Genomic DNA, 12,955 nt, shown 5'->3' with positions numbered 1-12,955 from the left:
GCGCCATCGTTGCCGCGAGTCCATCGTGCGAATTTCTGATCCATAAACGACACTAGAATCATAAACTTGCTAGTGTCCTGATCGAATCCGAAGTTCGCTCTGAGCTCGCTGCAAAGTACAGCGAACTTCGGATTCGGGACACTAGGGCGTTCAGGCTCGCCTTGCCATCAGCCCTCGTTATGAGCCCCATGCAGATCTTCGGGAGGCGCCGGCGGCAGCTTGGAACCCATGGCGCAAGCCGACCGCATAGAAAAGATGGTTTCAGATGGTGATGAAAAATCGCCCGGGAGAGGCGGACAAGGCCGGGCCTTTGTCGTTTCCGGCACAGGACAAGCGGCCCGGCTTGATGCCGGACCGCCGCCTTTAGGCTCCCTAGACTTGAGCCGCCGCTCGGGCTGCTTCTGGGCCGCTCGTTCGCGCGGGCGGACCTCTTTTCAGGTCGTTCGCGTACTGAACATTCGGGCCGCAAAGATCAGGATGCATGCGCCGATGAATCCGGCGATCAGGTACCCCAGCCAGCCGCCGAGATTGATTCCGAGCAGTCCGAACAGGAAACTGGCGACAGCCGCGCCGATGATCCCGAGGACGATGTTCATGATCATCCCCATGTTGCTGTGCATGAATTGCTCGGCAAGCCACCCGGCAATGCCGCCGATAATGATCGCTGCGATCCACCCGACGCCTTGGTCGTCCATCTTCGCCTCCAGCACTGTGAGTCACGAAGGTAAACGATTAATGCTGGCCCGGGTTCCATACATCTAGGCGGTTTAAGGGCAGGCTCCTACCGTAATGGACGGAAGACCGGCAGCTCGTATCTCTGCCGGGCATCAAAGATGATCGATGTCTCGATGCGCGTGACGCCGGCCCGGTTGGTGAACTGGTCCAGGGCCAGATCCTTCAGGTGCTGCGTATCCTGCACGACGACATGGACCACGATGTCGTAGCGTCCGGTGACGAGAAAGGCCGAGCGCACCTCGGGCACGTTGACAATGTCATCCATGAACTTGTCGACCGTGCCGCGCTTGTGCTTCGCCAGCTCGATCATGAACAGGGCTTCGAGCCCGATCCCGAGCGCTTTCGGGTCCACTTCGACATGCGTGCCGCGAAGGATGCCGCTATCGCGCATCCGTCGGATTCGCTCATGCGTCGAGGAGGGCGCGAGGCCAACCTCCGCGGCGATCTCCTTCACGGACAGCCGGGCATTATTCTGCAGCAGGCTCAGAATGCCGACATCCGTTCGGTCAAGGTCGGTATCTAGCGCCGGATTCCGTAATTCATTCGTTCGAGCATCGTTCATGCCGACGATAATATCGCATTATCGCAAAATGAACAGACGGACATCGGCATGCCCGCTTTTGACCTGCCCCTTCTCACCCGCCTCAGTGAGGCTGACATCGAACGCTTCCGTCGCGATGGCTATCTGATCGTCGAACGCTTCTTGAGCGACGATCGGATCGCCGCTTTGCGCGAGAGCTTCCCCAATCTCTTCGCCGGCAAGTTCGACACCGGCGTCTATCCGGATGAATGGTACTGGCGCGAGGGCATGAGCCTTCCCGATGTGACGCGTCATATGGCCAATGCCTGGAAGGCGGATCTCACCGTCGCGAAGCTCGCGCTCTCCGCCGACGTCGGCCGTGCGGCTGCGCGATTGACGGGATGGCGAGGTGTCCGGCTCGGACAGGACACGATCTGGTGGAAGGCGCCAAAGACCAGGTCGATCGCTTATCATCAGGACTCATCGTTCATGGATTTCCTCGACCCGGCGCTGACGGTGACATGCTGGGTGACGCTCGACGACACGCATCGGGATGCAGGGACGCTGGAATATGTTGCCGGCTCGCACCTGTGGCCGCTCACGCCGTTGCCGGAGACATTTCACGGGCAGGATGATTATCGCGCGCAGATGAAAGCCGCCGCCGTCAGTGCCGGCGTCGCGCTTCCGGAGCCGGTGTTGATCGAGGTGCCTGCCGGATCTTGCGTCTTCCATGCCGGCGAGATCTGGCATGGCTCCGGTCCCAATACGACCGGCGATCGCATGCGTCGCTCCATCGGCATTCACATGGTGCCCGCCGATGCACGCTTCAGCGATCGGCCCGGCGGCTACATCTATCGCCGCTATCAGCGGACCGATGATCCTTCACTCGACGAGAGCTTCTTTCCATTGCTGTGGTCGGATGACGCGACGCGGACGGCGTGGCTCGACGGTTATTGCGACAGCGGCAGGCGTCGGAATCCTAAGCCGGTCGTTGCGGCATGATGGCGGCTGTCCTGACCGCAACTGGACCGGGCGATGCTTGCGGATTCGAGGGCAAAGCGTTCTGAAACATTCCGCGTCGTCGTGCAGAAAGTCGCTCGAACATTCCGCCGCGAATCCATCGGTACTTCCGAATCCTTGAGCGACGCGGGAATTGTGACCTGCCGGTGTCCTTATCGAATCCGAAGTTTGCTCTTGAGGCGGCCGCATTCAGGATCAGTTGCGCCAACGTGTGCATGCAATCCACTTTCTGCGCAGTTCCAGGAACGATCGGCAAAGTGTTGGGTTTGCCTCCATTAACCATCGCAGAGGGATGCGTCATGAAGAAGCTACTGATCTCGGCCGCCATTGGTGCAAGTGCCTTGGGTGCAAGTGTCTTGCTCGGCACCAATGCGCAAGCCGCCGACAACTTGATGACCTCTGAATATTATGCCGGCCAGGCGCCGATGGTCGAACGTGTTCGCATGGTCTGCGACGAGTTCGACCGCTGCTGGCGTGAACCGCGCCGCAAGACCGTGATCATCGAGCGTGACGACGACGATGATGACGATTACGCACCGCCGCAGCGCTACATCGAGTACGACGCTGCACCGCGCGCGCGAGTAATCGAGCGCCGTTACCATGATCACCGTCCGCCTGCTGACATCGGCATTCATGCGCCTGGTGTGACCGTCGGCGTCGGGACTGGAGGCTATCGCTGGTAGCCGATAAACGCAGCGCGTGATCGCGCGCTGTTTTTCGCGAAATTGGTGGAGGCCGGTCACGTGTCCCGTGACCGGCCTCGATCATGATATGAACTGCGGCGCAGACTCGCCCAGCCGCTGGTCGTTCTCACAACGGCCCCCGGACTTGTGGATGACGAGTTGAAAGCCTGTCGGCCTGTTCATTTGGCGAGGTAAGACTAACGTCCCGGTAATAGTCGCATACTCAAATGTAGCCGTTTGAGAGGGACGTCCATTGTTCTCTGGCATTTCGCTTTACACCGCCTCGGTCTGGATCCTGCCTGTTCTGCTGGCGATCACCTTTCACGAGGCGGCGCACGGGTTCGTGGCGCGATATTTCGGCGACGAAACGGCCTCGCGGCTCGGCCGGGTCAGCCTGAACCCGCTCAAGCACATCGATCTGTTCGGCACGGTCATTCTGCCGGGCGTGCTCGTTCTGTCGCAGTCGCCGTTCATCTTCGGCTATGCGAAACCGGTGCCTGTGAACTTCTCGGCCTTGCGCAACCCGCGGGCCGACATGGCGTGGGTCGCGATCGCGGGCCCCGCGACGAACATCGCGCTCGCCATCCTGGCCGCGCTGTCGTTTCACCTGCTTGGGCTGGCGCCGACCGCCGCCGCGCAATGGATCTTCGACAACCTGAAGAATGCGGTGCTGATCAACGCGATCCTGGCGGTGTTCAACATGTTTCCGTTACCCCCGCTCGACGGTGGGCGGATCGCGGTGAGCATCCTTCCGGACGTCATCGCCCGTCCGCTCGCACGGCTCGAGCCTTACGGGATGCTGATCCTGATCACGCTCGTCATCCTCATTCCTCTGTTGGGAAGTCAGCTCGGCGCCAATCTCAACTTTGCGTCTCAGGCCATCAGCGCGGCGACGGGCTTCGTCATTCGCATGGTCTTGCTGGTGACCGGCAACACCTGAAGGGTGTGGCTGCTCGCGCCCTTTCGCACGTAGAACAAAATTCTACGCGCGCTTCCGCACCTGCAACATCTCTCCCGTAAACCATTGAGCTTCGGGCCCTTTTTCTGGCTGCCCCGTTGTATAGCAAGGCCTGCCCGTTCACGAGGCATCGCCAGATTTTTCAAGCCATGCAGGAGTTTCGAAGATGGCCCGCCTGTCCCTGCCCACAATCGAGAATGCCGCCGAAGAGGCAAGGCCGAGATTGCAGGCCGCGCTGAAGAACAACGGCTTCTTGCCGAACCTCGTGCGTGTTCTCGCCAACGCGCCTGTTGCACTGGAGACTTATCAGACGGTCGGCGCCATCAATGCGCGGAGCTCTCTGTCGCTCGCCGAGCGTGAGGCGGTGCAGATCACCGCTGCCGCCGTTCATGGTTGCGGCTTCTGCGTCGCGGGGCACACCGCGATCGCCTATAAGCAGGCCAAGCTGACCGATGACGTCGTCGACGCATTGCGCAATGGCACCAAGGTCTCGGATGAGCGCCTCAACGCGGTTGCGGACTTCACGCGCGCGGTCATCCGCTCGCGTGGCAATGTCGACGATGCGGAGCTTGCAGCGTTTCGTGGCGCCGGTTTCACCGAAGCCAACGCCCTCGAGGTCATCCTCGGCGTGAGCCTCGCCACGCTGTGCAACTTCGCCAACAATCTCGCCCAGACCGATCTCAATCCCGAGCTGTCGCAATATGCGTGGCAGAGCCCGGTCCAGGCCGCGGCAGAGTAGAGGCGGGACCTGTAACGATGTCAGGATCGCCGAACGACCTGGAAGTCTGGCTCGCCGGAAATGCGACGCGGCTCGACGAAAGCGCCGTCGAGGCGGCGAGCGTGCTGCCGGCGCTGGCGGCCGCGTCGCTGTTCGGCATTGGAGTCCCCAAGGACATCGGCGGAAGCGGTGGCGACGTTGTCGATGCCATCGAGTCCCTCGCCACGGTGTCCGAGCAATCGCTGGCCGCGGGCTTCGTGTTCTGGGGTCACCGGACCTTCATCGAGTATCTGCTGCAAAGCCCGAACGCGGCGCTTCGCGAGCGGCTGCTGCCTGACCTGATCGCGGGGCGCCGAGCCGGCGCGACCGGTCTCTCCAACGCCATGAAGTTCCTCGCGGGCATCGAAGAGTTGCAAATCAAGGCGCGCGACGCCGGTGACGGCAGGCACCTCGTTCTCGACGGCAAGATGCCGTGGGTCACGAACCTGCGGCCGCAGGGCTTCGACGTTGCCGCGGCGGTCGAAGGCGCGGGACATGGCCCGGCCTTCGTTGCCGTGCTGTCGTCCGAAGACGAAGGCCTCCTGCGCTCGCCCGATCTCGAACTGATGGCGATGCGGGCGACCAACACCGCGGCTGCTGCCATTCAGGGCGTGCAAATCGGACCCGACCGGATCCTGCACATGAATGCCAGCGAATGGCTGCCGCGCGTGCGTCCGGCCTTCCTTGGATTGCAATGTGGCATGTCGATCGGTCTGGCGCGTCGTGCCTTGAAGGAAACGAAAAGCAAGCTCGGCAAGGCCCGCGGCATTCTGCATGAACCGGCGGAACACCTCTCCGTGAGTTTGCAAACCCAGGTGGCATCGCTTGCGGACGGATTGCGACGCGGACGATTTGTCGAGCAGGCGGCAAGCCTGTTCCAGATCCGTATCGCGCTGGCCGATATTGCTGCCGAGGCTTTGCAGCTTGAGCTGCAGGCCTGCGGCGGTGCCGCCTATCTGTTGAAGCCGGGTGAGGGGACCCAGCGTCGGCTGCGCGAAGTCGCATTCATTCCGCTGATCACGCCGAGCCTGGTCCAGCTTAAATCCGCGCTCCATGCGCAGGCCGAGATGCGAGCCGCCAGCGAGGTTGCGTGATGTTGGCGAACGATGCGGTTCTCGCAGCGAAAGGGATCGGCCTTCGCTATCCCGGCCAGAGCGCAAACCTGCTGTCCGACTTCGATCTTCTGTTGCGACGGGGAGAGATCGTGTCGCTGCTTGGTCCAAGCGGTGTCGGCAAGTCGAGCCTCCTGCGCGTGCTCGCCGGGTTGCAGCAGTCGATCGACGGTGTCGTGACGATCAACCAGAATCCCGTGCAGGGCGTGCATCCGCGCGTCGCGATCGCGTTTCAGGACCCGAGCCTGTTGCCGTGGCTGACGCTGGAAAAGAACGTCGCCTTTGGGCTCGACTTCAAGCATCAGCCGAAGTTGAGCGCGGCCGAACGGCGCGCACGCGTCGATGTCGCGATCAACGAGGTCGGCCTGTCACATGCGCGGTCCCTCTATCCTTCGGCGCTCTCCGGCGGCATGGCGCAGCGCACGGCGCTTGCGCGCTGTCTCGCGCGTAAGCCGGAAATCCTGTTGCTCGACGAGCCGTTCGGCGCGCTCGACGAAGTGACGCGGTCGGAAATGCAGCAGCTCCTGCTTAAGATCGTGCGCGACTTCGACACCGCGGCGCTGCTCATCACCCATGACATCGACGAGGCGCTGCTCGTCTCGGACCGTATCGTGCTGCTTGGCGGCGGGCCCGCACGCGAAGTCGGGCATTGGACCATCGAGCTTCCCAAGCCGCGCGAAGACTACGTTGCCGAGCTCGGCGCGCTGCGAGTCGAGGTCCTGACGACATTGCGCCGTGCGATGGCCCGGCGTCACTGAGCTTTGAAGGAAGTACCGATGCCCACAGACGATTTCAGCCGTCGTGACATGCTGCGTCTCTCCGCGTTGCTCACCGCGAGCGGCGCGCTGCCTTTCCTGCGTACTTATGAGGCGCGCGCCCAGGAGGCCGACGCGCCGCTGCGCATCGGTTACCTGCCGATCACGGATGCGACGCCGCTGCTCGTGGCGCACGCAAAGGGCCTGTTCGAGGCCGAGGGCGTGAAGGTGGAGAAGCCCGTGCTCTTCCGCAGCTGGGCACAGATCGCCGAGGCGTTCATTGCCGGTCAGGTCAACGTTGTCCATCTTCTGTCGCCCATTACGGTGTGGGCGCGGTTCGGCAGCAAGGTGCCGGCGAAGGTGGTGGCCTGGAATCATACCAGCGGCTCGGGCCTCAGCGTCGCGAACGACGTCAACTCGGTGAAGGAGCTGGGCGGCAAGACCGTCGCCATTCCGTTCTGGTACTCGATCCACAACGTCGTGCTTCAGGCGATGCTGCGCGAGAACGGCCTCGTGCCGGTGCAGAAGCGCACCGGTTCGGCACCCTCCGCAAACGAGGTCGAGCTGGTCGTAATGTCGCCGTCCGACATGGTGCCCGCGCTCGCGAACAAGCGGATCGCCGGCTACATCGTCGCCGAGCCGTTCAACGCTGCGGCCGAGACGCTCGGCGTCGGCAAGGTGCTCCGCTTCACCAGCGACGTCTGGAAGGCCCACGCCTGCTGCGTCGTCTTCATGCATGAAAAAGATCTCACGACGCGGCCGGAATGGACGCAGAAGGTCGTCAACGCAATGGTGAAGGCGCAGCTCTGGACTCGCGACAACCGCGCGGAGACTGCTGCAATGCTGTCGAAGGACGGCGAGAACAAGTATACGCCACACACCAAAGAGGTGCTCGCCAAGGTGCTCGCGCCTTCGGACGCCGACATTGCAGCCTATGTCAAATCCGGCGCGATCCAGCACCCGGACTGGAAGGAGCGACGGATCGATTTCCAGCCCTATCCGTTCCCGAGCTATACCGAAGAGCTGGTGCGCCGTCTGAAGGATACGCTGGTGGATGGCGACCGCTCATTCCTGGCACAGCTCGACCCGGCCGCAGCGGCGCGCGAGCTGGTGGACGACACCTTCGTCAAGAAGGCCGTCACCGCGGCCGGTGGCCTAGCCGCCTTCGGCCTGCCGAACGATTTCTCGCGTCAGGAGGTCGTTGTCGCGTGACACTGGTTGCAACCGCACCTCAGCGAACACGGGACGCATCTGCGGATGTGAGAGCGGGACTGCATCCCGCGCTCACCCGATTTGCGCTTGCCCTGGCCGGGCTTGCGGTTCTGCTCGGCCTCTGGTGGATCGGCACCGATATCCTGCCGCCGGAAGGCAGCTTCGCGCGGAAGTTTTCACCCGGGACTGCAATCCCGACGCTGGGATCGCTGCTGATCGGCTCCGATCTTCCGGTCCATATCCTCGTCAGCCTGAAGCGCGTGCTGGTCGGATTGCTGCTGGCGCTTGCGATCGGCGTTCCGGTCGGGCTTGCCGTCGGAAGCTGGTCGAAGCTGAACGAGGCGACGTCGCCGGCGTTTCAGTTCCTGCGCATGATCTCGCCGCTCTCGTGGATGCCGCTTGCGGTCATGGTGTTCGGCGTCGGCGATCCGCCGATCTATTTCCTGCTTGCCTTCGCAGCGGTCTGGCCGATCCTGCTCAACACGGCGGATGCGGTGCGCAAGCTGGATCCGAGCTGGCTGCGGCTTTCGCAAAGCCTCGCCGCGACGCGCTGGGAGACGCTGCGGACCATCATCGTGCCCGGCGTGCTGAGCCACATCCTGACGGGATTGCGGCTTGCCATCGGCGTCATCTGGATCGTTCTGGTGCCTTGCGAGATGCTCGGCGTTTCGGCGGGCCTCGGCTACTTCATCCTGGATACCCGCGACCGGCTGGCCTATTCCGAATTGATGGCAGTCGTGCTGCTGATCGGATTTCTCGGCTTCCTGCTCGATATGTCTGCGCGTGCGCTGTACCAGCTTGCCGCACCCGGCTCACGCCAACCGCGCGTGTCGTAGGGGGATCGGAGCAGTATCGGTCAGCAGGGCTAGATTCTATGCGCCATCCGTTGCGGCCTCTGCCGGCCGGGCGCCCGCCAAGACCGGTGGATTCATGCAGGCATAGACTTCGCGTGGCACCTTGTAGACCTGCAGGACATGGCCGATGTTGTTGAGACCGCAAGCCTCGCGTTGCACGGCGAAGTGCCAGAGCGCATGTCCCGCCTGCTCGACGAGATGCCTGCGGGTCTTCTGATCGGAATCGGCAGTTCGCGGATGCGCAGCAAGCGCGGTCAGCGCGCTCTCCAATTGCTGGCCCAGCCGCGCGAGCGCCGACGCCTTCTCCTGGGCGATCTCGTATTCGAGCGTTGCGTATCCGGACTGCAGTAGACTCGACGCCATAGGGAGCTGCTCCTGCCAGGCTCCCTTATTCTATTGGCGGGCAGGAGGTTCTTCAACGGCAACGGCTGTCGTGGGGAGGAGCCCGGGCCGGATCAGGTCCCGAGATGGCATCGGTTTTTGGAAAATCTGCGCCCGCACCGCAAGGCTCGTTCTTTCGACGGCTTGCGTTCCCGCCCTGATTGCGGAATCATCCTTGCGGGCTAGGGGAGTTTACGTCGTGTTTAAATGGGGGATGGTGGCTATCGCCGCCTTGCCGCTTGTCGGCTGCGTCACACAAGAAACAGTTTCATTCCGGGCGTCGAACGCCAATCAACAAGCGATCATTCGGGACGGTCGAAACGCCCTTGTTTCGCGCCAGAAGAACTCGCTGGTTCTCGTCAGTCCGGCTTCGCGCCAGGTTCAAACGGGTGGGCGGCCGGTCTTCGTTGTCGGCATCAACAACATGTCGCCGAAGCCGGTGAATTTCCTGACGTCGCAAGTCGAAGCCAACCAGATGGTCGGCGAGCAAGCCTATCCGATGCAGGTCATCACCTATGATGCGCTTGTGCAGGAAGAGCGCAATCGCCAGGTTGGCCGCGCCATATTGGCCGGCCTCGTCGTCGGCGCGAATGCGTACAACGCGTCGCGCGCCGGTTATGGATCATACGAGTCCACAACAATCGGCCCGCGCGGCCGCACGTACACCACCAGCGGCACGTTCTACAGCCCAACCGCCGCCGCGATAGCTCAGAACACAGCCGCCGCGCAGAACGAAGCCGTGATCTCCGCGACCATCGAACGCGGCCAAGCGAACATGGCGATGCTCGAACAGTCGGTCATCAAGGACAACACACTGATGCCCGGCGAGTGGTATGGCGGCCAGTTGCACTTGGCTCCGCCCGTTGATGGGGCTGGTGATGCGTCGAAGAACTATGTTCTGACGCTTCAGGTTGGCAACGACCGGCATGTGATTGACGTTTCGCAGGGGCCGGCGAGGTAGCCATGATTTGGTTGCGATTGCGTCAATCAAAGTTTGATCTCCAAGGGGTGAGGGGGCAAGTGCACTGTGCCTGATAGCGTCGACAAGCCTACTTGTGGTCTGATAATGCCGATCTCGGCGCTCGACGGGTTGAGTGAGGCTCATTGGGCCGAGGTGCTCGCAATCCTTTCGGACGCGATCGAAGCCGCAGGCTTTACACCAAATCTCGTCAGCAACGCCGACGATGTTGGGATAATTCAGAAGAGGATCATTCAGAATATCTACGACAATCCCATTGTTGTCTGTGACGTTAGCGGCAAGAATCCGAATGTTATGTTCGAACTAGGCATGCGTCTCGCGTTCGATAAGCCAACGCTCATCGTCAAGGACGATAAGACGACCTACTCGTTCGATACTTCTCCGATTGAGCATATCCCCTATCCGCGCGACTTGCGATTTGCTCAGATCGCGGATTTCAAGCTGAAACTTATCGAGAAAATCAAGGGAACTCACAAAGCCGCTGCGGATCCGAGATACACGACGTTCTTGAAGCACTTTGGCGAATTTACAGTCGCGAAGCTCGAGCAGAAGGAAGTCTCCGGCGAAACATATCTTCTCGAAGAGATGCGAGCTCTAAGAGCAGAAGTGAAGCAAATTGCAATTCAACAGCGGAAGCAAGTAGTGCATCCGGGGCCGGCCGCTAGGGCGTCCACATTCACATTTCCTCTTACCTCTCCAGCAACGGCAGACCAGCAAAAGCGAATACTCGAACAAGTAAGACGGTTACCGGGAGTCGCAAACACAGATTTTACCGATGATGCGATTCTAGAGGCTGCGTTCCGTAGCGGACTCAGCGACGAACAGAGAGATTTACTGGCTCATCAGATTGGAAGGCTCGTTTCTCAAGTCGAGCGATCCTCTGCTTAGTTCGGTATTGATCAAGGAGATCGGAGGTCGGTCCCACTGAAGGGAGATATCGATGGATAAGCTGACGGCAGAGCGTCCGTGCTTCGACACCATCCTCAGAGCGTATGGAACGGTAGGGCGATGCGCGAACGTATGCGGGCACTTGGTGCGGAGGACACACGTTCCGTCAAGTACCCGTCTCGCTACTTCCATTCCGAGTCAAAGCTTATCCGCCGGCCGCCACGATGATTAGCACGTCGCGAGCGGCTTTTTCGTCCGACAACTCAAGGCAATGATGAGGCCGGTGATCGGGTTTTCACTCAGGCCAACTTTGACCGAATGAACGAATTGGCGCATTTTCCCTAACAATCGAGTGGAGACTCGCATGGACCGAGTTACTGAGTCCTTCTTGGCAGATTTCGCATCCGAGCATGAACTGACGGGGTTATCTCCGGATAAGAAGTTTGAACACTTTGCGTCTTTTGTGACGGTGCGTCGCCACTACAACGGGGAGGCCTTCGTGACCGACGAAGTTCACACCGGCGGTTCAGGCGATACCGGTATCGACGCTATTGCAATTCTCGTAAACGGCTCCCTGATAGTCGATGTGGAAAGCCTCGCGGAACATGCGGACCTAAGCGGTCATTTTGACGTCTCATTTATTTTTGTGCAGGCAGATCGGGGGGCCAGCTTTGATGGCAAGAAGCTGAGTGATTTTGGTTTCGGTGTTAAGGATTTTTTTGAACCGACACCAAAGCTCACGCGCAACGAGGCCATCAAGAATGCAGCTGAAATCATGGACGCTTTGTATCGAAGCGGAACGAAGTTTCGGCCAGGCAACCCGATCTGCAGGCTTTATTATGTTACGACTGGAACTTGGCAAAACGATGCTGATCTAGAAGCGCGCCGTGCAGCGATAGAAACTGATCTGCGGTCGCTAAAGATATTTAGGGATGTTTCAATCAGTTGCATTGGCGCCGAGGGCGTTCAGCAACTCTACCGCCAAACCAAGAATGCGGTTAGCGCAGAATTCACTTTCTCAAACCGCACACTCCTGCCTGAAATTACGGGCGTGTCTGAGGCCTACATTGGCTTCATTACACTCAGCGAGTTCATTTCTGTCGTTAGCGATGACGAGGGCGAACTTCTGGGCAGTATCTTCTATGAGAACGTTCGCGACTGGCAAGATTACACGGCCCCCGTCAATGAGGAGATTCGGAGCACCGTCTTGTCCGGTAATAGGGATCGCTTCGTAATCATGAACAATGGAATCACGATGATCGCTCGCTCGCTCCGAGCGCTGCGGCGAGATCGTTTTCAGATCGAGGACTTCCAGATTGTGAATGGATGTCAGACAACACATGTTCTATTTGATAGTCGTGATAAAGCGGATGACTCGCTTCTTATTCCGCTGCGAATTGTCGCGACCCAAGACGAAGACGTCATAAAATCCATAATCCGAGGCACCAATAGACAGACAAAGGTGGAGGACGACCAGTTTTTTGCACTTACGGATTTCGCCGAGCAACTCGAAGATTACTTCCTGACGCAACCGGAGTCGCATAGGCTCTATTATGAGAGACGCTCAGGACAATACTCGCGCCTTCAAAATGTTCATGCGACTCGCATCGTAGCTCATCGCAACTTGGTCCGAGCTGTCGGCGCAATGTTCATGAGCGTCCCTCATCAAACAACTCGCAGCTATCAATCACTTCGCGAAAGTATTGGTAAAGAGATATTCGCCAAAGGACAGCGGCTAGAACCATATTATGTGGCTGCCTATGGGCTCTACAAGCTCGACGTTAACTTCCGAACTCAGCGATTAGATTCAAAACTAAAGGCCGCCCGCTTCCATATTCTGCTTGCGATGCGGCTGCTAGCAAACCCAAGCCAATTGCCGCGGATGAATGCCCACGAGATGCAGAGGTATTGTGACATCGTTCAAAGGGCGCTGTGGGACAACACCAAGGCGGACCATCTCTGCGCCAAGGCAGCTAAAATCGTTGAGAGAGCTGCTGGAGGGGACTTTAATCGCGACAATATACGAACACAGCCATTTACAGAGAAGGTAATTGCTCTATGCGACAGGGCGACGGCGCGCTAACGCGCCTTCCCTTCCACC

At 60.0% G+C, this 12,955-nt stretch carries 14 protein-coding genes; 11 read left to right on the top strand and 3 right to left on the bottom strand.

Annotated features, from left to right (window positions below; translation table 11 throughout):
* Positions 1–434: 434 nt before the first annotated feature.
* Both RCO31_RS25165 and RCO31_RS25160 read right to left on the bottom strand, forming a co-directional pair.
* The gene (locus RCO31_RS25165; protein ID WP_308971323.1) at positions 435–695 is read right to left on the bottom strand and encodes a GlsB/YeaQ/YmgE family stress response membrane protein; all 261 of its coding nucleotides are present in this window, start codon (positions 693–695) and stop codon (positions 435–437) included.
* Positions 696–781: 86 nt separating this feature from the next.
* Complete coding sequence (locus RCO31_RS25160) at positions 782–1,297, bottom strand: Lrp/AsnC family transcriptional regulator (protein ID WP_308971322.1); 516 nt, start codon at positions 1,295–1,297, stop codon at positions 782–784.
* A gap of 48 nt (positions 1,298–1,345) precedes the next feature.
* On the opposite strand from RCO31_RS25160, the gene RCO31_RS25155 reads away from it, so the two are divergent.
* The 8 genes from RCO31_RS25155 (at position 1,346) to RCO31_RS25120 (ending at position 8,588) form a co-directional block, all read left to right on the top strand.
* Positions 1,346–2,257, top strand: a complete 912-nt coding sequence (locus tag RCO31_RS25155; RefSeq protein WP_308971321.1) for a phytanoyl-CoA dioxygenase family protein — start codon at positions 1,346–1,348, stop codon at positions 2,255–2,257.
* Between the two features lie 317 nt (positions 2,258–2,574).
* Positions 2,575–2,958, top strand: a complete 384-nt coding sequence (locus RCO31_RS25150) for a hypothetical protein (protein ID WP_308971320.1) — start codon at positions 2,575–2,577, stop codon at positions 2,956–2,958.
* A gap of 253 nt (positions 2,959–3,211) precedes the next feature.
* The gene (locus tag RCO31_RS25145; RefSeq protein ID WP_308971319.1) at positions 3,212–3,898 is read left to right on the top strand and encodes a site-2 protease family protein; all 687 of its coding nucleotides are present in this window, start codon (positions 3,212–3,214) and stop codon (positions 3,896–3,898) included.
* A gap of 184 nt (positions 3,899–4,082) precedes the next feature.
* A complete protein-coding gene (locus tag RCO31_RS25140; RefSeq protein WP_308971318.1) occupies positions 4,083–4,655 on the top strand; it encodes a carboxymuconolactone decarboxylase family protein in 573 nt (190 codons plus the stop codon).
* A 17-nt stretch (positions 4,656–4,672) separates the two neighbouring features.
* Entirely contained in the window at positions 4,673–5,767 is a 1,095-nt protein-coding gene (locus RCO31_RS25135; protein ID WP_308971317.1) for an acyl-CoA dehydrogenase family protein, read from the top strand.
* The gene (locus tag RCO31_RS25130) at positions 5,767–6,543 is read left to right on the top strand and encodes an ABC transporter ATP-binding protein (protein ID WP_308971316.1); all 777 of its coding nucleotides are present in this window, start codon (positions 5,767–5,769) and stop codon (positions 6,541–6,543) included. Before RCO31_RS25135 ends, RCO31_RS25130 begins: the two co-directional genes overlap by 1 nt.
* 18 nt (positions 6,544–6,561) lie before the next feature.
* Positions 6,562–7,752, top strand: a complete 1,191-nt coding sequence (locus RCO31_RS25125; RefSeq protein WP_308971315.1) for an ABC transporter substrate-binding protein — start codon at positions 6,562–6,564, stop codon at positions 7,750–7,752.
* Complete coding sequence (locus RCO31_RS25120) at positions 7,749–8,588, top strand: ABC transporter permease (protein WP_308971314.1); 840 nt, start codon at positions 7,749–7,751, stop codon at positions 8,586–8,588. The genes RCO31_RS25125 and RCO31_RS25120 overlap by 4 nt, the downstream gene beginning before the upstream one ends.
* Before the next feature lie 36 nt (positions 8,589–8,624).
* Here RCO31_RS25120 and RCO31_RS25115 read toward each other — a convergent pair whose 3' ends face one another.
* Positions 8,625–8,969, bottom strand: a complete 345-nt coding sequence (locus RCO31_RS25115; protein ID WP_308971313.1) for a DUF6665 family protein — start codon at positions 8,967–8,969, stop codon at positions 8,625–8,627.
* A 217-nt stretch (positions 8,970–9,186) separates the two neighbouring features.
* Here RCO31_RS25115 and RCO31_RS25110 point away from each other — a divergent pair, with 217 nt between their 5' ends.
* The 3 genes from RCO31_RS25110 (at position 9,187) to RCO31_RS25100 (ending at position 12,937) form a co-directional block, all read left to right on the top strand.
* Positions 9,187–9,948: a hypothetical protein gene (locus RCO31_RS25110; protein WP_308971312.1), complete on the top strand. Its 762-nt coding sequence runs from the start codon at positions 9,187–9,189 to the stop codon at positions 9,946–9,948.
* A 105-nt stretch (positions 9,949–10,053) separates the two neighbouring features.
* Complete coding sequence (locus RCO31_RS25105) at positions 10,054–10,854, top strand: hypothetical protein (RefSeq protein ID WP_308971311.1); 801 nt, start codon at positions 10,054–10,056, stop codon at positions 10,852–10,854.
* A 364-nt stretch (positions 10,855–11,218) separates the two neighbouring features.
* The gene (locus tag RCO31_RS25100; RefSeq protein ID WP_308971310.1) at positions 11,219–12,937 is read left to right on the top strand and encodes an AIPR family protein; all 1,719 of its coding nucleotides are present in this window, start codon (positions 11,219–11,221) and stop codon (positions 12,935–12,937) included.
* The last annotated feature ends 18 nt before the right edge of the window (positions 12,938–12,955 follow it).

It is taken from the genome of Bradyrhizobium sp. LHD-71, assembly GCF_031157255.1.
Classification (GTDB): Bacteria; Pseudomonadota; Alphaproteobacteria; order Rhizobiales; family Xanthobacteraceae; genus P52-10.
This window is presented reverse-complemented; position numbering and strand designations above follow the sequence as displayed.